The 16,670-nt window shown below is 64.9% G+C and carries 16 protein-coding genes; 14 read left to right on the plus strand and 2 right to left on the minus strand.

The genetic code is table 11. The annotated features are described in order from the left end of the window. Positions 1 to 84: 84 nt before the first annotated feature. Both AB7008_RS18470 and AB7008_RS18475 read right to left on the minus strand, forming a co-directional pair. Positions 85 to 858, minus strand: a complete 774-nt coding sequence (locus tag AB7008_RS18470) for a Crp/Fnr family transcriptional regulator (RefSeq protein WP_441259224.1) — start codon at positions 856 to 858, stop codon at positions 85 to 87. 213 nt (positions 859 to 1,071) lie between these two features. Continuing rightward, entirely contained in the window at positions 1,072 to 1,368 is a 297-nt protein-coding gene (locus AB7008_RS18475) for a gamma-butyrobetaine hydroxylase-like domain-containing protein (RefSeq protein WP_248883376.1), read from the minus strand. A gap of 207 nt (positions 1,369 to 1,575) precedes the next feature. Here AB7008_RS18475 and AB7008_RS18480 point away from each other — a divergent pair, with 207 nt between their 5' ends. The 14 genes from AB7008_RS18480 (at position 1,576) to chvE (ending at position 16,576) form a co-directional block, all read left to right on the plus strand. Further along, positions 1,576 to 2,349, plus strand: coding sequence for a ferredoxin--NADP reductase (locus AB7008_RS18480; RefSeq protein ID WP_441259225.1), 774 nt, complete (start codon positions 1,576 to 1,578; stop codon positions 2,347 to 2,349). Between the two features lie 100 nt (positions 2,350 to 2,449). Then, positions 2,450 to 4,192, plus strand: coding sequence for a fumarate reductase/succinate dehydrogenase flavoprotein subunit (locus AB7008_RS18485; RefSeq protein WP_248882240.1), 1,743 nt, complete (start codon positions 2,450 to 2,452; stop codon positions 4,190 to 4,192). Positions 4,193 to 4,223: 31 nt separating this feature from the next. After that, positions 4,224 to 4,457 carry a 4Fe-4S dicluster domain-containing protein gene (locus AB7008_RS18490; RefSeq protein WP_008141081.1) on the plus strand — a complete coding sequence of 78 codons (234 nt, stop codon included), beginning with the start codon at positions 4,224 to 4,226 and terminating at the stop codon, positions 4,455 to 4,457. 2 nt (positions 4,458 to 4,459) lie between these two features. Then, complete coding sequence (locus AB7008_RS18495; RefSeq protein ID WP_441259226.1) at positions 4,460 to 5,437, plus strand: HEAT repeat domain-containing protein; 978 nt, start codon at positions 4,460 to 4,462, stop codon at positions 5,435 to 5,437. 132 nt (positions 5,438 to 5,569) lie between these two features. Next, positions 5,570 to 6,742 carry a fumarylacetoacetate hydrolase family protein gene (locus AB7008_RS18500; RefSeq protein ID WP_248882242.1) on the plus strand — a complete coding sequence of 391 codons (1,173 nt, stop codon included), beginning with the start codon at positions 5,570 to 5,572 and terminating at the stop codon, positions 6,740 to 6,742. 460 nt (positions 6,743 to 7,202) lie between these two features. Continuing rightward, the gene (ytfQ, locus tag AB7008_RS18505; RefSeq protein ID WP_014496611.1) at positions 7,203 to 8,168 is read left to right on the plus strand and encodes a galactofuranose ABC transporter, galactofuranose-binding protein YtfQ; all 966 of its coding nucleotides are present in this window, start codon (positions 7,203 to 7,205) and stop codon (positions 8,166 to 8,168) included. A 121-nt stretch (positions 8,169 to 8,289) separates the two neighbouring features. Then, entirely contained in the window at positions 8,290 to 9,834 is a 1,545-nt protein-coding gene (locus AB7008_RS18510) for a sugar ABC transporter ATP-binding protein (protein WP_441259227.1), read from the plus strand. After that, complete coding sequence (locus tag AB7008_RS18515; RefSeq protein ID WP_441259228.1) at positions 9,831 to 10,823, plus strand: ABC transporter permease; 993 nt, start codon at positions 9,831 to 9,833, stop codon at positions 10,821 to 10,823. The genes AB7008_RS18510 and AB7008_RS18515 overlap by 4 nt, the downstream gene beginning before the upstream one ends. After that, positions 10,820 to 11,800: a galactofuranose ABC transporter, permease protein YjfF gene (gene yjfF, locus AB7008_RS18520; RefSeq protein WP_441259229.1), complete on the plus strand. Its 981-nt coding sequence runs from the start codon at positions 10,820 to 10,822 to the stop codon at positions 11,798 to 11,800. The genes AB7008_RS18515 and yjfF overlap by 4 nt, the downstream gene beginning before the upstream one ends. Next, positions 11,797 to 12,549 (plus strand): FadR/GntR family transcriptional regulator, encoded by a 753-nt coding sequence (locus tag AB7008_RS18525; protein WP_028155618.1) that lies wholly within the window; start codon positions 11,797 to 11,799, stop codon positions 12,547 to 12,549. The genes yjfF and AB7008_RS18525 overlap by 4 nt, the downstream gene beginning before the upstream one ends. Beyond that, on the plus strand, positions 12,546 to 13,472 hold the full coding sequence (locus AB7008_RS18530; RefSeq protein WP_441259230.1) for a Gfo/Idh/MocA family protein: 927 nt from the start codon (positions 12,546 to 12,548) through the stop codon (positions 13,470 to 13,472). The genes AB7008_RS18525 and AB7008_RS18530 overlap by 4 nt, the downstream gene beginning before the upstream one ends. A gap of 2 nt (positions 13,473 to 13,474) precedes the next feature. Then, positions 13,475 to 14,551 carry an aldose epimerase family protein gene (locus AB7008_RS18535; RefSeq protein WP_441259231.1) on the plus strand — a complete coding sequence of 359 codons (1,077 nt, stop codon included), beginning with the start codon at positions 13,475 to 13,477 and terminating at the stop codon, positions 14,549 to 14,551. Then, positions 14,551 to 15,429 carry an SMP-30/gluconolactonase/LRE family protein gene (locus AB7008_RS18540; protein WP_441261219.1) on the plus strand — a complete coding sequence of 293 codons (879 nt, stop codon included), beginning with the start codon at positions 14,551 to 14,553 and terminating at the stop codon, positions 15,427 to 15,429. The genes AB7008_RS18535 and AB7008_RS18540 overlap by 1 nt, the downstream gene beginning before the upstream one ends. Positions 15,430 to 15,502: 73 nt before the next feature. After that, positions 15,503 to 16,576, plus strand: a complete 1,074-nt coding sequence (chvE, locus tag AB7008_RS18545; RefSeq protein ID WP_014496603.1) for a multiple monosaccharide ABC transporter substrate-binding protein — start codon at positions 15,503 to 15,505, stop codon at positions 16,574 to 16,576. Positions 16,577 to 16,670: the final 94 nt, after the last annotated feature.

The raw sequence follows: 16,670 nt of genomic DNA on the forward strand, positions 1-16,670 counted from the left end.
GCAGTCGATTAGTTGCCGGGAAAAGCTGATTGCATACTCCTTGGGCAGTCCTGCACTATAAAGCCGCTTGCCTGTGCATCGACCCTAATCGCCGCTCTGGCCGCGCATCTCCTCCAGAGCGTCGGCCCGGCACACCACGATCTGCGAGCGCTTGGTGACGACGATTCCCTTCTCCTGCATCCGCTTCAGGCTGATCGTGACCCATTGCCTGGTCGCGCCGACCATGTGGGCGATGTCGGCATGGGTGAAGGCTGCCGCGATCACCCGGCCGTCGGCATCCTCGACGCCGTAGAGCTCGACCAGATGCAGCAGAAGATGCGCGAGGCGCTGGGTGATCGAGCGTGTTCCCAGCATCTGCGCCAGCGCCGAATAGCATTTGCCCTTGAAGGTGAGGCCTTCAATGAGGCCGATGGCGAGGTTGGGGATCTCTGCGGCAAGCGACCGCAGCTCCTTTCCGGGCAGGTGCACGACGCTGCAATTGCTGGATGCGACGCCGGACCATTGATGCACGGTGCCTTCGAACACTTCGGGCCCGCCGACGAAATTGCCGACGTGCCAATAGGCCAGCGTGATCTCGCGTCCGAGCGGCGAAGTATAGAACACGCGGATGCGGCCGCTCTCGATCAGCCAGATACCGTCATGCTTGCCGCCCTGGCTGAACAGCGTCTGGCCGCGGTTGAGCACCTTTCGCCGCCCCTGCTTCAGCACCAGCTCCCGCTCGCGCGGTGACAGCTTGTCCATCAGCGGCGGCGGTCCGCCGATCCATTGCTGGTTCTCGGTGAGCAGCAGCGACGAGCTGCCGGCAGGCTGGACCGTTGCGGGAACCGTCCCGCGAACCACATTGGCCGCCTGCAACATCGTCTGCCTCCGGAACGTTCAAATCGTTCTAAAGAGGAGCAATGTCCGTGCCAGATGGGGGGCGCTTGTGGCACGCCGCCGCCACTCACGCCAGTGTCATCGCCCGGCTTGACCGGGCGATCCAGTATTCCAGAGGCGTCAATGGGATACGGAGAAGCCGCGGCGTACTAGATTCCCCGCCTTCGCGGGGAATGACAGTGGTGGTGAAGGCGACTACCGCCCCGCCAAACTCAGCAGATACGGCTTCGGATAAATCCCCCTGTCATGCCCATCCGAAAACGAGATGTTCAGCCCATAGCCGAGATCGCCGATCTCGGTGATCGCGATGCCCGGAAACGCTTCAGGAAAACGATCGTCGAAGCGGGCGCGGGTGCAGTGGGCGCATTTACAGGAGAGGCGGAGCTGCTCGGCAGTGATTCCGACCGCGTCGCCCTCGGTGGTGCGGATGACGAGCGTCGCGAGATCGGCGCTGGCTTCATAGTCGGCCACAGTCGGCGCCACCAAGGTCATGGTCATGACGAACCTCCAGCTTCCTTCTATGTCGGTGAGGGCGCGCACGAATAGCAACTAATTGCCAGCGCGGACGCGTGGCCGTCTGCCTCCTCTTCAGTCACCGCCCACCAAATGTGAAACTAATCGACCGGGAATTTCACTTCCGAATTGCCGGACTCTGCTCTCTCCGAAACCTTGTGCGCCAACGATGGCTGAGGAGAGACCATGAGCGCATTTCAGAAGGAAACGGTTTTGTCGGTCCGGCACTGGACCGATTCCCTGTTCAGCTTCACGGCGACGCGCGATCCGGGCTTCCGTTTCCAGAACGGCCAGTTCGCGATGATCGGCCTGGAGGTCGAGGGCAAGCCGTTGATGCGGGCCTACAGCATGGCGAGCGCCAATCACGAGGAGGCGCTCGAATTCTTCTCGATCAAGGTGCCGGACGGGCCGCTGACCTCGCGCCTCCAGAAGATCAAGGAGGGCGACATCATCCTGGTCGGCCGCAAGGCGACGGGCACGCTGATCACCGGCAACCTCATCCCGGGAAAGCGCCTGCTGCTGCTCTCGACCGGCACCGGCCTTGCGCCCTTCGCCAGCCTGATCAAGGACCCCGACGTCTACGAGAATTACGAGACCATCGTGCTTGCCCATGGCTGCCGCCAGGTTTCGGAACTCGCTTATGGCGAGCACCTCGTCGACGGCCTGCGCAATCACGAATTCTTCGGTCCGCTGATCCGCGACAAGCTCGTCTACTACCCGACCGTGACCCGCGAGCCGTTCAAAAACCGCGGTCGCATCACCGACCTGATCGGCTCCAACCAACTGTTCGACGACATCGGGCAACCCGGCCTCGATATAGCGACCGATCGCATCATGCTGTGCGGCAGCCCGGCGATGCTCGAGGAACTGCCCGCGATGTTTGCCGCGCGCGGCTTTGTCGAGGGCAATCACAGCCAGCCCGGCCATTTCGTCATTGAAAAGGCCTTCGTCGAGCGCTGAGGCGCAAATCGGATCCCGGCGACAACTAATTGCTATCGCCGGACGACCACCTGAACAAATCTGATGCGAAGGCGCCGGACCGGCGAACCAGGAGCAAGTGATGGCACTAGATGAGATCGTCGACGGACTTTCGGAGGTTTCCTGCGATGTGCTGGTGATCGGCGGCGGCACGGCCGGTCCGATGGCGGCGCTGAAGGCGAAGCTGAAGAACCCGAAGGCCAACGTCGTCCTGCTCGAAAAGGCCAACGTCAAGCGCTCCGGCGCGATCTCGATGGGCATGGACGGGCTCAACAACGCCGTCATTCCCGGCTATGCGACGCCGGAGCAGTACACCAAGGAAATCACCATCGCCAACGACGGCATCGTCGACCAGAAGGCGGTCTATAAATACGCGCAAAATTGCTACAAGATCATCGAGGAGCTCGACAGTTTCGGCATCCGCTTCCTGAAGAACGAGAACGGCGACTACGCCGTCAAGAAGGTGCACCACATCGGCACCTATGTGCTGCCGATGCCGAACGGCGAAACGGTCAAGAAGGCGCTCTATCGCCAGCTTCGCCGCGCCCGCATCCTGATCTCCAACCGCTACATGGCGACGCGGCTGCTCAAATCGTCCGACGGCCGCATCGCCGGCGCGATCTCCGTCAACACGCGCACCGCCGAGATCCTGGTGATCAAGGCCAAGGCCGTGATCCTCTGCATGGGCGCCGCCGGCAGGCTTGGTCTGCCGACCTCCGGCTACATGTTCGGCACCTACGAGAACGCCGCCAATTCCGGCGACGGCTATGCCATGGCCTATCACGCCGGTGCCGCGCTCGCGAACCTCGAATGCTACCAGATCAATCCGCTGATCAAGGATTATAACGGCCCGGCCTGCGCCTATGTCGCCGGTCCGTTCGGTGCCTTCACCGCCAACAACGAGGGTTCGCGCTTCATCGAATGCGACTACTGGTCCGGCCAGATGATGCTGGAATTCTACAACGAGCTGCTGTCAGGCAAGGGCCCGGTGTTCCTCCAGCTCAAGCATCTCCATCCCGACACCATCTCCGAGATCGAATCCACGCTGCACAAGGTCGAGCGTCCCACGCGCGGCCTGTTCCAGCAGGGGCGCGGGGTCGACTATCGTAGCGAATCGATCGAGATGCACATCTCCGAGATTGGGTTCTGCTCCGGCCACAGCGCCTCCGGCGTGTTCGTCGACGATAATGCGCGCACGACGGTGCCCGGCCTCTATGCCGCCGGCGACATGGCGAGCGTGCCGCACAATTACATGCTCGGCGCCTTTACCAACGGCTCGGTCGCTGGCATCGACGCCATGGAATTCGCCGACAACCACGACTTTGCGGAGTTCGACGCCGCCGATGTCGCGCTGGAGCGCGACCGCGTGCTGGCGCCGACCAGGCGCGAGGACGGCATTCCGCCGAACCAGGTCGAGTACAAGACCCGTCGCCTCGTCAACGACTATCTCCAGCCGCCGAAGGTCACGCGCAAATACGAGCTCGGCATGCGCCGCCTCGCCGAGACGCGACAGGACATGCAGGAGCACATGATCGCGCGCAACGCACACGAGCTGCTTCGTGCGCTCGAAGTGCAGTCGATCATGGACTGCGCCGACATGGCGGTGCACGCCTCGCTCTACCGCGAGGAGAGCCGCTGGGGCCTCTACCACTGGCGCACGGATTTCCCGGAGAAGGACAACGAGAACTGGTTCTGCCACACGCTGCTCTCCAAGCAGAACGGCAGGATGACCAGCGAGAAGCGCGCCGTGGAGCCCTATGTCGTGCCGATCGCCGACGACGAGAAGGACCTCTACGACAAGCAGCGCATCCGCGCCTCCGCCTGATCCACCGCTACATCGCAACAGGAGACATAAAATGCCTCTCGCGTCCTATCAGACATCGGTTCCGGTGGTCGTCGACGACGCCAAATGCATCGCCGACAAGGGCTGCACCGTGTGCGTCGACGTCTGCCCGCTCGACGTGCTCCGCATCAGCGACATGACCGGCAAGGCCTACATGGCCTATGACGAGTGCTGGTATTGCATGCCCTGCGAGGCCGATTGCCCGACCGGAGCCGTCACCGTCAACATTCCCTATCTGCTGAGGTGATCATGTCGAGCCCGTTCGAGTCCTATGACGACCTCGAAGACGCCGATGAGCGGTTGCAGGCCGCCGATCCCGCCGAGCGCCGTGTCGCCATCATCGCGCTCGGGCATTCCGGAGATCCCGCTGCCGTCGCGCATCTCGCCAACATGGTCGCCGATCCCGACGCCGGCGTGCGCCAGCAGGTCGCGATGGCGCTCGGCGAGTTCGACGGACCGGAGGCCGCGAATGGGCTGGTCAAGCTGCTGGTCGATCCCGAAAGAATCGTGGCGGCGGCCGCGGCCGACAGCATGGCCGAGTTCAAGGATCCGGCCTGCGCCGGGATCTTCCTGCCGCTGGTCAAGCACGCCCATGCCTTCGTCCGCATGGGCGCGCTGCGCGCGCTGAAGGAGCTGCGCTGCAAGGACACGCTGAAGCCGGCACTGGAAGCGCTCCTGGACCAAGATGCGGCCGTTCGCGTGCAGGCGATCGGTGTGATCGGCTTCCTCAAGCTGGAGGAATCCATTCCCGCGCTGACCGCGCTGATCAACGACCCCGATGCGCATGTGCGTCGTGCAGCGGTGAGCGCGCTGGCGTTCTCGCAGCTGAAGCCCGCGGCCGAGACGATCACACGCGGGCTGAAGGACTCGGACTGGATGGTGCGCGAGATGGCCGCGGAAACGCTGGGCCTCAACGTCAACGGTTCGCTCGCGGCCGATCAGCTTGTCGGTTCGCTCGCCGATGAATTCTGGCAGGTGCGGCTGAAGGCGATCCGCAGCCTCGGCAAGATGAAGATCGAGCGCGCGGTACGCCCGATCGGCAATTGCATCAACCACGACCAGGCCAATTTGCGGAAGGAGGCGGCCGCCGCGCTCGGCGAGATCGCTCATCCCGACGGCGAGGCATTCCTGGCCGTCATCGCCGACGATGCCGACCCTGATGTTCGCAAGAACGCGCGCTGGGCGCTCCAGCAGATCGCGGCGCGCAAAGCGCGAGCGGGCGCATAAGGGCCCGGGCAGGGGCATAGCGGCTCTTCGCGGCCGGTCTGGACTTCCCCTGCCAGACGTTTATTGGTCTTCGCCAATGGGATCGGCTGCTATTTCAGCGCGGCCGATCCGAGAAAGAGCGAGGACGCGGCCATGACGACACTGACTGTTAAAGATCTTCTCCCCGAGGATGGAACGAAGGGGACGCTGGTCGGCCGCGTCTGGCTGCCGCAGGCGAACGGTCCGGCCGTTGTCGCCGTCCGTGGAGACGGCGTCTTCGACGTCACCGCCAAGTTTCCGACCGTCAGCGCGCTCTGCGAGGAGGACAATCCGGCCAAGGCGCTCGCCGCGGTCAAGGGCGAGCGCATCGGCGATCTCGAAGCGATCGTGGCCAACACGGCGCCGGATGGGCGCGATCCGAAAAAGCCGTGGCTGCTTGCGCCCCTCGATCTCCAGACCCTGAAGGCCGCCGGCGTGACCTTCGCTATCTCGATGCTGGAACGCGTCATCGAAGAGCGAGCCAAGGGCAATCCGGCCTCGGCCGAAGCGATCCGGAAAGAAGTGACGCGGCTGATCGGCGACGATCTATCAAAGCTCAAGCCGGGCTCCGACCAGGCGATGCATTTGAAGCAGGTGCTGATCGATCAGAACGCCTGGAGCCAATATCTCGAAGTCGGCATCGGTCCGGATGCCGAGGTCTTCACCAAGGCGCCGACGCTGTCGTCAGTCGGCACCGGCATGGATGCCGGCCTGCATCCGAAATCGACCTGGAACAATCCCGAGCCGGAGCTCGTGCTGTTCGTCTCGAGTCGCGGCAAGATCGTCGGCGGCGCGCTCGGCAATGACGTCAATCTGCGCGACTTCGAGGGGCGTTCAGCTCTGCTGTTGTCGAAGGCCAAGGACAACAACGCCTCCTGCGCGATCGGCCCGTTGCTGCGCCTGTTCGACGACAGCTTCACACTCGACGACGCGCGCAAGCTCGATATCAGCCTGAACGTGAAGGGCGCGGACGGTTTCGTTCTCGACGGCCATTCCTCGATCAGCATGATCAGCCGCGATCCGATGGACCTCGTCGAGCAGACGATCGGCAAGGTCCATCAATACCCCGATGGCTTCGTGCTGTTCCTCGGCACGATGTTCGCCCCCGTCAAGGATCGCGATGCGCCGGGGCAGGGGTTCACCCACAAGCGCGACGACATCGTCACGATCGCAGCGCCCCAGCTCGGCAAGCTCGTCAACCGCATGCGCACCAGCGACGAGTGCGAGCCGTGGACGTTTGGAATCGGCGCGCTGATGAAGAACCTCGCGCAACGGAAGCTGATCTAGCTCCGCTGCCCTTCGCCTCTCCCCGCACACGGGGAGAGGCCGGATTGCATCGAAGATGCAGTCCGGGTGAGGCGGACTCTCCGCGAGTCGATTTGGTCGACCTACACCGAACTCTATCCACACCGTCATTGCGAGCGCAGCGAAGCAATCCAGAGTCCCTCCGTGGACAGTTTCTGGATTGCTTCGCTGCGCTCGCAATGACGCGGAGGGGAGGTAGCGAGCCGCACATACGCCTTCATCTCCCCGTTGTATCCAGGGAACAAAATCGCTCTGGGCGTGTCATAGAAACCGTCCATCCCGCCAAATCGAAGTTTCGCGCCAATAGTCAAATAATATGACTAGTCGGAACTCATCTTCCGTGAAATAGTCCCTCTCGCCGCCTCAAGGGCCGGCCTGCGGGTGCCATGCTACCAATCGGCGCCCGAGATAACACAAGATGACTTCTTGGGAGACACGCCTGATGACCCTCAAAGCCCTCTTTGCGGCCAGCGCCACGGCCGCGTTGCTGCTCGCGCTGCCGGCCAGCGCCGCCGAGCTCACCATCGGCTTCTCGCAGATCGGATCGGAATCCGGCTGGCGCGCGGCCGAGACGTCGGTCTCCAAGCAGGAGGCTGCCAAGCGAAAGGTCAATCTCAAGATCGCCGACGCGCAGCAGAAGCAGGAGAACCAGATCAAGGCGATCCGCTCCTTCATCGCGCAGAACGTCGATGCGATCTTCCTTGCACCTGTGGTCTCGACCGGTTGGGACTCGGTGCTGAAGGAAGCCAAGGAAGCCAAGATCCCGGTCGTGCTGCTCGACCGCGACATCGATCCCTCCGGCAAGGAGCTCTATCTCACCGCCGTGACCTCCGACAGCGTGCATGAAGGCGAGGTTGCCGGCGACTGGCTGGCCAAGACCGTCGGCGGCAAGGCCTGCAACGTCGTCGAATTGCAGGGCACGGTCGGCGCCAGCGTCGCCGCCAACCGCAAGAAGGGCTTTGACACCGCCATTGCCAAGCATGCGAACCTCAAGGTGGTGCGCAGCCAGACCGGCGACTTCACCCGCGCCAAGGGCAAGGAGGTGATGGAGAGCTTCATCAAGGCCGAAGGCGGCGGTAAGTCGATCTGCGCCGTCTATGCGCACAATGACGACATGATGGTCGGCGCGATCCAGGCGATGAAGGAAGCCGGCCTCAAGCCAGGCAAGGAGATCCTTACCGTCTCGATCGACGCCGTCCCCGACATCTTCAAGGCCATGGCTGCCGGTGAAGCCAACGCCACCGTCGAGCTGACCCCGAACATGGCCGGCCCCGCGCTCGATGCCATCGCGGCCTTCAAGGACAAGGGCACCGTTCCGCCCAAGTGGATCCAGACCGACTCCAAGCTCTATACCGCGGCCGACGATCCGCAGAAGATCTACGACAGCAAGAAGGGCCTCGGTTACTGAGGCGGGGTGCCGTGCCGGACCGCTCCCCTGCGGTCCGGCGCTCCCCCTTTGGAAACCGTTGCACGAACGAATAGGCTGGGTGTCCGCAGCATAAGCGGGCATCGGTGGGAGTGACGTCGTTATGGAGAACAGCCCCGATCCTGCTCCTTCCCTGCTGGAGGTGCGCGGGATCAGCAAAAGCTTCGGTGCTGTGCGTGCGTTGCAGGAGGTCGACTTCACGCTTCGTGCCGGCGAGATTCATGCGCTGCTCGGCGAGAACGGCGCCGGCAAATCCACGATGATCAAGGTGATCACCGGCGTATTCCCGCGCGATGCCGGCATCGTCCGGCTCGGCGGCGAGGAGGCCGCGCCGCGCTCGGCCAAGGCCGCGCTTCAGGCTGGTATCGCCACCGTCTACCAGGAGGTCAACCTGCTGCCGAATCTCTCGGTGGCGCAGAACCTGTTTCTCGACCGACAGCCGATGCGCTTCGGCATCGTGCGGGAAGGCGAGATGCGGCGTCGCGCCAAGGCGCTTCTCACGGACTTCGGCCTCGATATCGACGTCGCCGCGCCGCTCGGCAGCTATTCCGTCGCCATCCAGCACGTCACCGCGATCGCGCGCGCGGTCGATCTCTCCGCGCGCGTGCTGATCCTGGACGAGCCCACGGCGAGCCTCGACCGTCACGAGGTCGAGATCCTGTTCGGCATCATGCGTCAGCTCGCCAAGCGCGGCATCGGCATCGTGTTCGTCAGCCACTTCCTCGATCAGGTCTACGAGATTTCCGACCGCATCACGGTGTTGCGCAACGGCCGCCTGGTCGGCGAGCGCGAGACCGCCTCGCTGCCGCGGCTCGAGCTGATCCGGATGATGCTCGGCCGCGAGCTGGCCGAGACCACCAGTGCCCGCGCGTCGGCGGGAGAGCATCGGGCGCGCGAGGTCTGCGCGAGTTTCGAGAACTACGGCAAGGCCGGCTATGTCGCGCCGTTCAATCTCGAGCTGCGCCATGGCGAGGTCGTGGGTCTCGCCGGCCTGCTCGGCTCGGGCCGGACCGAGACGGCGCGGCTGGTGTTCGGCGCCGAGCGCGCCGATGGCGGGCAAGCGAGGGTGGAGGGGGCGCCCGTGCGGCTGCAATCGCCGCGCGACGGCGTGCGCCACGGCTTTGGCTATTGCCCGGAAGAGCGCAAGACCGACGGCATTGTCGCCGAGCTCACCGTGCGGGAGAACATCGTGCTCGCGCTCCAGGCCAAGCGCGGCCTGCACCGGCCGTTGTCGCGCCGCGAGCAGGACGAAATCGCAGGCCGCTACGTCAAGATGCTCGACATTCGCCCGCCCGATCCGGAGCGCGCCGTGGGGCTGCTGTCCGGCGGCAATCAGCAGAAGGTGCTGCTGGCACGTTGGCTCGCGACCTCGCCGCGCCTCCTGGTGCTGGACGAGCCGACCCGCGGGATCGACGTCGGCGCGCATGCCGAGATCATCCGCCTGATCCGCGAGCTCTGCGACGACGGGCTGGCGCTGCTCGTGATCTCCTCCGAGCTGGATGAGATCGTGACCTATTCCGACCGCGTCGTCGTGTTGCGCGACCGCGCCCATGTCGAGGAGCTCGCGGGCGAGGCGATCGACGTCGGCAACATCCTCGCGGCCATCGCCGCCGATGGCGCCGCTGTCGCGCATGAGGGCCGGGCATGACAGCGATGTTGCCGCGCCGCGGCCTTGCCCAGATCCTCGCCTTGATCGTCATCCTGGCGGTCGATCGCATCGTGTCGCCGCAATTCTTCGATCTGCGCCTCCAGGACGGCCGGCTGTTCGGCAGCCTGATCGACGTGCTCAACCGCGGCACGCCGGTGGCGCTGCTCTCGCTCGGCATGGTGCTGGTGATCGCGACGCGCGGCATCGATCTGTCGGTCGGTGCGGTCATGGCCATCTCGGGCGCGATCGCGGCGAGCCTTGCCGACACTCACAGTATGGCCGTCGTGCTGGCGGCCGCGCTCGGCGCCGGCCTGATCTGCGGATTGTGGAACGGATTTCTCGTCGCGGTGCTCGGCATGCAGCCGATCGTGGCGACGCTGATCCTGATGGTGGCGGGACGCGGCATCGCGCAGCTCATTACCGAGGGGCGTATCGTGACCTTCTCCTCGCCGGATCTGGTCTGGCTTGGCAATGGCGCCGTGCTCGGTGTGCCGGTGCCGGTTGCGATCGCCCTGGGTATGCTGATTCTCACCGGCGCGGTGGTGCGCGGCTCGGCGCTCGGACTGCTGATCGAGGCAACCGGCGGCAACGCGCGGGCGAGCGAGCTTGCCGGCGTTGGCACGCGTGCGATGATCCTGGCGGTCTATGTCTGGTGCGGCATCTGTGCCGCGCTCGCCGGCGTGATCGCGGCGGCCGACATCATGGGCGCGGATGCCAACAATGCCGGCCTCTGGCTCGAGCTCGACGCCATCCTCGCGGTGGTGATCGGCGGCACCTCCCTGTTCGGCGGCCGCTTCAGCCTCGTGCTGGCCGTGCTCGGTGCGTTGATCATACAGACCATGAACACCGGAATTCTGCTGTCGGGCTATCCACCGGAGTTCAATTTGCTGGTCAAAGCGGTGGTGGTGATGACGGTGCTGCTGCTGCAATCGCCGAAATTTTCGGGGATTGCCGGTATCGCCGCGCGGCTGCGGAGGTCCAAAGCATGAGAGGCCTGCCGCCCGTCCTCATCACCGCCATCGTGCTCGTTGCCGGCTTCGCGCTGTGCGCCGCGCAATTCCCCAATATCGCCTCGACCCGCGTGGTCGGCAATCTCCTCACCGACAACGCCTTTCTCGGCATCGTCGCGACCGGCATGACCTTCGTCATCATCTCCGGCGGCATCGACCTCTCGGTCGGCTCTGTGATCGGTTTCACCACGGTGTTCGTGGCGCTTGCGATCGAGCGCTGGGGCGTACCGCCGCTGCTTGCCTTCGTCGCGATCCTCGCGCTCTCGGCGGCCTTCGGAGCGGCGATGGGCGCGGTGATCCACGTCTTCGATCTGCCGCCGTTCATCGTGACGCTGGCGGGGATGTTCCTGGCCCGCGGCGCGAGCTTCCTGCTCTCGACGGAATCGGTGCCGATCACCGCGCCGGTCTATTCCACCGTGTCGGACTTCGCGCTGCGGATGCCCGGCGGAGGGCGATTGACGGCGATTGCGATCATCATGCTCGCGATCGTGATCGGCGGCGCCTTGCTGCTGCATCTCACCCGGTTCGGTGCCAATGTCTATGCGCTCGGCGGCAGCCGGGCCACCGCGAGCCTGATGGGCGTTGCCGTCGGCAAGATGACGGTGAAGATCTACATGCTGTCGAGCCTGCTCGCGGGCATCGCCGGCATCGTCTTCTCGTTCTACACCAGCGCCGGCTATTCGCTCTCCGCGGTCGGCGTCGAGCTCGACACCATCGCGGCCGTCGTGATCGGCGGCACGCTGCTCACGGGCGGGCAGGGCTCGGTGATCGGCACCTTCCTCGGCGTGCTGATCCAGGGCCTAATCCAGACCTACATCAATTTCGACGGTACGCTGTCGAGCTGGTGGACCAAGATCGCAACCGGCGTGCTACTGTTCGCCTTCATCGCCTTGCAGCAGGGGCTGGTCGCGCTCGCGCGGCGCCCGGCGGCGAAGCGCGCAGGAGCAGCCACATGACGTCGCGCATCGTCGTCATCCCGACGCGCCGGGCTCACTCCAACCATGCGGAAGTGGCCCGCTCGATCGGCGTCGACATCATCGCCGGCCGCTACGCCGAGGGAACGCGCCTGCCTGGTGATGCCGAGATGATTGCAATGTTCGGCGTGTCGCGGCCGGTGCTGCGCGAGAGCGTGAAGACCCTGGTCGCCAAGGGGCTGCTCACCACCAAGGCCCGCGTCGGCACCGTCGTACGCGAGCGCGCCGCCTGGAACATGTTCGACGCCGACGTGCTGGCCTGGCATCTGGACGCCGGCATCGACAAGCGCTTCCTCAACGACCTCGCCGAGATTCGCCTCGCGGTCGAGCCGCGCGCGGCCATGCTGGCTGCGGCGCAGCGGTCCGAGGACGACCTCGCCGAGCTCCGTCGTTGCATGGACCGCATGCGGTTTGAGGCTTCCGATTCCGTCGGCTTTGCCGACGCCGACCTCGCGCTCCATGTTGCGGTGGCGCGCGCTTCGGGCAATCTGTTCATGCGCTCGATCGGCCACGTCATCGAGGCCGCCTTGCGCGCCTCCTTCCTGCTCAGCGCACCGGTCGAGCCGGAGGACCGGGACACCGTGCTGCTCTGGCACCAGAAGATCGTCGATGGCATCGCCGCCGGCGACGCCCAGACCGCCTCGGAAGCGATGGTTTATGTCATTCACAACGGTATGCGCCGCCACGAGGCCGAGGCGCTGCCGTCCGCGGATACTGGAGGAAAAACGTGACCGAACTTCGCATTGCCATCGTCGGCTTCGGCAAGATCGCGCGCGACCAGCATGTCGGTGCGATTGCCGCGACGGTGGGCGCGACGCTCGCGGCCGTCGCGAGCCGCAACGCATCGCTGCCGGGCGTGCCGCATTTTGCGACCATCGAGGAATTGCTGGAAAAGGGACCGCCGATCGATGCCGTCTCGCTCTGCACGCCGCCGCAGGTACGGCGTGCCCAGGCCGCCGCGGCGCTCGCTGCCGGCAAGCACGTGATGCTGGAGAAGCCGCCTGGCACCGGCGTCGCCGAGCTCGACCCGCTGATCGCGATGGCAGAGGAGGCCAAGCGAACGCTGTTTGCGACCTGGCATTCGCGCTATGCGCCCGCGGTCGAGCCGGCGCGCGCGTGGCTTCTCACGCGGCGGATCAAGTCCGTGCACATCAACTGGAAGGAAGACGTTCGCGTCTGGCATCCCGGACAGGGCTGGATCTGGGAGCCGGGCGGGCTCGGCGTGTTCGATCCCGGCATCAACGCGCTCTCGATTCTGACCCGTATTCTGCCCCGGCCGGTGTTCGTCACCGCGGCCGAGCTGGCCTTTCCAGCCAATTGCCAGGCCCCGATCGCCGCGAACCTGACGCTGACCGACATTGGCGGTCTGCCTGTGACTGCCGAGTTCGATTTCCGCCAGACCGGACCGCAGAGTTGGGATATCCTCGTCGAAACGGACCAGGGCCGAATGACGTTGTCGGGCGGCGGCCGGCACATGGCGATCGACGGAGAGACCGTTGCCGAGGCGCCCGATCAGGAATATCGCGAGCTGTACGGGCGTTTCGTCAAGCTCACCGCGACCGGCGCGAGCGACGTCGACCTGGCGCCGCTGCGTCTCGTTGCCGATGCCTTCCTGCTCGGCAGGCGCAACATCGTCGAACCGTTTGTGGACTGAACATGGCTGGCTCAAGAGTAACAAAAGACATCTTCGGAACGCTGCCGGACGGCCGCAACGTCGAGCGTATCGTGCTGCGCGGGGAGGGCGGGTTCGAAGCCCGCATCATCACCCATGGCGCAGTGATCCAGGCGCTCATCGCGCCGGACGCCAAAGGCGGTTACGACGACGTCGTGCTCGGCCATGACGCGTTCGCCGGTTATCTCGCCGAACGAAAGTTCTTCGGCGCCACCGTCGGCCGCTACGCCAACCGCATTGCCAGCGGACGATTTTCGCTGGACGGCGAAACGGTGCAGCTTCCGGTCAACAACGGTCCGAATGCGCTGCATGGCGGCCTCGACGGGTTCGATCGCAAGCTCTGGGAGATCGCCGGGATCGACGACGGTGCGGAGCCGGGCGTGACGCTCACCTATTCGAGTCCACATGGCGAAGAAAATTATCCCGGCCGGCTCGACGTCCGCCTGACCTATCGCGTCACCGGCCCGGCCGAGCTGTCGTTGACGATGGAGGCGCGAACCGACCGGCCGACCATCGTCAACCTGACCAATCACAGCTTCTTCAATCTGGAAGGCGCGACCTCAGGCACGCCCATTCTCGACCACAAGCTGACGGTCGCGGCCGGGCATTTCCTCGCCATCGATCCCACCGCCATTCCGTTGCCTGAGCCCCCGCGCGCGATGGCCGGAACGCCGTTCGACTTCCGCGACGGCCAGGCCGTCGGCGCGCGCATCCGCGAGACCGATCAGCAATTGCGGAACGGCAGGGGCTACGACCATACCTACTGTCTCGGGCGTGATGGCAAGCTTGCTTTCGCAGCCCGGCTGGAGGCGCCGCGTTCGGGGCGCATCATGGAGCTCCTGACCAATCAGCCCGGCCTTCAGGTCTATTCCGGCAACTATCTTGACGGCACGATCTCGGGCAAGGGCGGCAAGCTCATCCGGCGGTCGGATGCCATGTGTCTCGAGCCGCACATCTGGCCGGATGCGCCGAACCGGCCGGATTTTCCGAGCCCGCGCCTCAATCCCGGCGAGGTCTACCGCCATCACACGGTCTATCGCTTTGGAGTGAGGACGCCATGATGGAAGAGGTGCCGACCTCGGTTCTCTCGGACGATCCATGCCATCTCGGCGAGGGGCCGACCTATGATTTGAGCACCGACACGGCGTGGTGGTTCGATATCCGCGAGGGGCGGCTGTTCGAGGCGCATCTCGGCAGCGGCAGCATTCGCGTCCACGCGCTCGGCCGGATGGCGAGCGGTCTCGGGCGCATCGACGCCGAGCGCCAGTTGATCGTCGCCGAAGACGGCCTCTACATCCGCAAGCTCGCCGACGGCGCGTTGACGCTGGTCTGTCAGCTTGAAGCCGACAATCCCGCGACGCGCTCCAACGATGCCCGTGTGCATCAGTCCGGCACGTTCTGGATCGGCACCATGGGCCGCAATGCGGAGGCAGGAGCGGGCGCGATCTACGCGTTTCATCGCGGCAAGATCTCGATGCTGTTCCCCCGCATCACCATTCCCAATTCGATCTGCTTTTCACCGGACGGCGCGACCGGCTACTTCGCCGACACCGCGCGCGCCGTGCTCTACGCCGTTCCGCTTGACCCGGCGACCGGCTTGCCGCGAGGCGAGCCGGACGTTCTGCTGCGCCACACCGGCATCGGGGGCCTCGACGGCTCGGTGTGCGACGCCGACGGGCAGATCTGGAACGCCTGCTGGGGTGCGGGCCGGATCGATGTCTACTCTCCGCAAGGCGAGCGCATGCGCTCGCTGCGCGTGCCGGCAAAGCAGTCGAGCTGCCCGGCCTTCGTCGGCCCTGATCTGTCGCGCCTCCTCGTCACGTCGGCCTGGCAGGATATGGACGCGGCGGCGCGCGCCGCCGATCTGCAGGCCGGCTGCACTTTCCTGTTACAGGCATCTGCGCGTGGCCGCGCGGAGCCTGACGTCATGCTCGCATAGGAGGCTCGAAGCCGCACACGACCAACGTTCTCGACGAAACGAAGAAACAGTCTGACACCCAAGGGAGTAAAACATGCTGAAACTGAAGACGACATTCCTCGCGCTGGCGCTTGCCGGCGCAGCGACGATGGCCTCGGGCATCACCGCCTCCGCCCAGGACAAGGCAACGGTTGGCATTGCCATGCCGACCAAATCGTCGGCGCGCTGGATCGACGACGGCAACAACATGGTCAAGGTGCTGAAGGAGCGCGGCTACAACACCGACCTGCAATATGCCGAGGACGACATCCCGAACCAGCTCTCGCAGGTCGAGAACATGGTGACCAAGGGTGCGAAAGCGCTGGTGATCGCCGCGATCGACGGCACCACGCTGTCCGACGTGCTAAAGCAGGCGAAAGCAAAAGGCATCACCGTGATCGCCTATGACCGGCTGATCCGCGGCACGCCGAACGTCGACTATTACGCGACCTTCGACAATTTCCAGGTCGGCGTGCTCCAGGCGGAGTCGCTTGTCCAGGGGCTCGGCCTCAAGGACGGCAAGGGCCCGTTCAACATCGAGCTGTTCGGCGGCTCGCCCGACGACAACAACGCCTACTTCTTCTACAACGGCGCGATGAGCGTGCTGAAGCCGTACATCGACAGCGGCAAGCTCGTCGTCGTCTCCGGCCAGATGGGCATGGACAAGGTCGCGACCTTGCGCTGGGACGGCGCCACCGCGCAGGCGCGCATGGACAACCTGCTCAGCGCCTACTACGGGAACAAGAAGGTCAACGCGGTGCTGTCGCCGTATGACGGCCTGTCGATCGGCATCATCTCGTCGCTGAAGGGCGTGGGCTATGGCAGCGCCGGCCAGCCGATGCCGATCATCAGCGGCCAGGATGCCGAGGTGCCCTCGATCAAGGCGATGCTGCGCGGTGATCAGTACTCGACCATCTTCAAGGACACCCGCGATCTCGCCAAGGTGACGGCCGACATGGTCGACGCCGCACTCGCCGGCAAGCAGGTCACCGTCAACGACACCAAGACCTACGAGAACGGCGCCAAGACGGTGCCGTCCTATCTCTTGAAGCCGGTCGTGGTCTACAAGGACAATTGGGAGAAGACTCTGGTCGACAGCGGCTACTACAAGAAGTCGCAGTTCCAGTAAGCGTCTTTCTTTCCTCTCTCCCCGCCTGCGGGGAGAGCCTCTTCTCCCTCTCCCCGCAAGCGGGGAGAGGTGAACTAGCAGCGATCGAGGGATG

Source organism: Bradyrhizobium sp. 521_C7_N1_3, from assembly GCF_052075975.1.
GTDB lineage: Bacteria > Pseudomonadota > Alphaproteobacteria > Rhizobiales > Xanthobacteraceae > Bradyrhizobium > Bradyrhizobium japonicum.

Excerpts from the sequence above, each read along its gene's own strand:
- AB7008_RS18470 (WP_441259224.1), bottom strand. The coding sequence starts at position 858 with ATGTTGCAGGCGGCCAATGTGGTTCGCGGGACGGTTCCCGCAACGGTC.
- AB7008_RS18475 (WP_248883376.1), bottom strand. The coding sequence starts at position 1,368 with ATGACCTTGGTGGCGCCGACTGTGGCCGACTATGAAGCCAGCGCCGAT.
- AB7008_RS18480 (WP_441259225.1), top strand. The coding sequence starts at position 1,576 with ATGAGCGCATTTCAGAAGGAAACGGTTTTGTCGGTCCGGCACTGGACC.
- AB7008_RS18485 (WP_248882240.1), top strand. The coding sequence starts at position 2,450 with ATGGCACTAGATGAGATCGTCGACGGACTTTCGGAGGTTTCCTGCGAT.
- AB7008_RS18490 (WP_008141081.1), top strand. The coding sequence starts at position 4,224 with ATGCCTCTCGCGTCCTATCAGACATCGGTTCCGGTGGTCGTCGACGAC.
- AB7008_RS18495 (WP_441259226.1), top strand. The coding sequence starts at position 4,460 with ATGTCGAGCCCGTTCGAGTCCTATGACGACCTCGAAGACGCCGATGAG.
- AB7008_RS18500 (WP_248882242.1), top strand. The coding sequence starts at position 5,570 with ATGACGACACTGACTGTTAAAGATCTTCTCCCCGAGGATGGAACGAAG.
- ytfQ (WP_014496611.1), top strand. The coding sequence starts at position 7,203 with ATGACCCTCAAAGCCCTCTTTGCGGCCAGCGCCACGGCCGCGTTGCTG.
- AB7008_RS18510 (WP_441259227.1), top strand. The coding sequence starts at position 8,290 with ATGGAGAACAGCCCCGATCCTGCTCCTTCCCTGCTGGAGGTGCGCGGG.
- AB7008_RS18515 (WP_441259228.1), top strand. The coding sequence starts at position 9,831 with ATGACAGCGATGTTGCCGCGCCGCGGCCTTGCCCAGATCCTCGCCTTG.
- yjfF (WP_441259229.1), top strand. The coding sequence starts at position 10,820 with ATGAGAGGCCTGCCGCCCGTCCTCATCACCGCCATCGTGCTCGTTGCC.
- AB7008_RS18525 (WP_028155618.1), top strand. The coding sequence starts at position 11,797 with ATGACGTCGCGCATCGTCGTCATCCCGACGCGCCGGGCTCACTCCAAC.
- AB7008_RS18535 (WP_441259231.1), top strand. The coding sequence starts at position 13,475 with ATGGCTGGCTCAAGAGTAACAAAAGACATCTTCGGAACGCTGCCGGAC.
- AB7008_RS18540 (WP_441261219.1), top strand. The coding sequence starts at position 14,551 with ATGGAAGAGGTGCCGACCTCGGTTCTCTCGGACGATCCATGCCATCTC.
- chvE (WP_014496603.1), top strand. The coding sequence starts at position 15,503 with ATGCTGAAACTGAAGACGACATTCCTCGCGCTGGCGCTTGCCGGCGCA.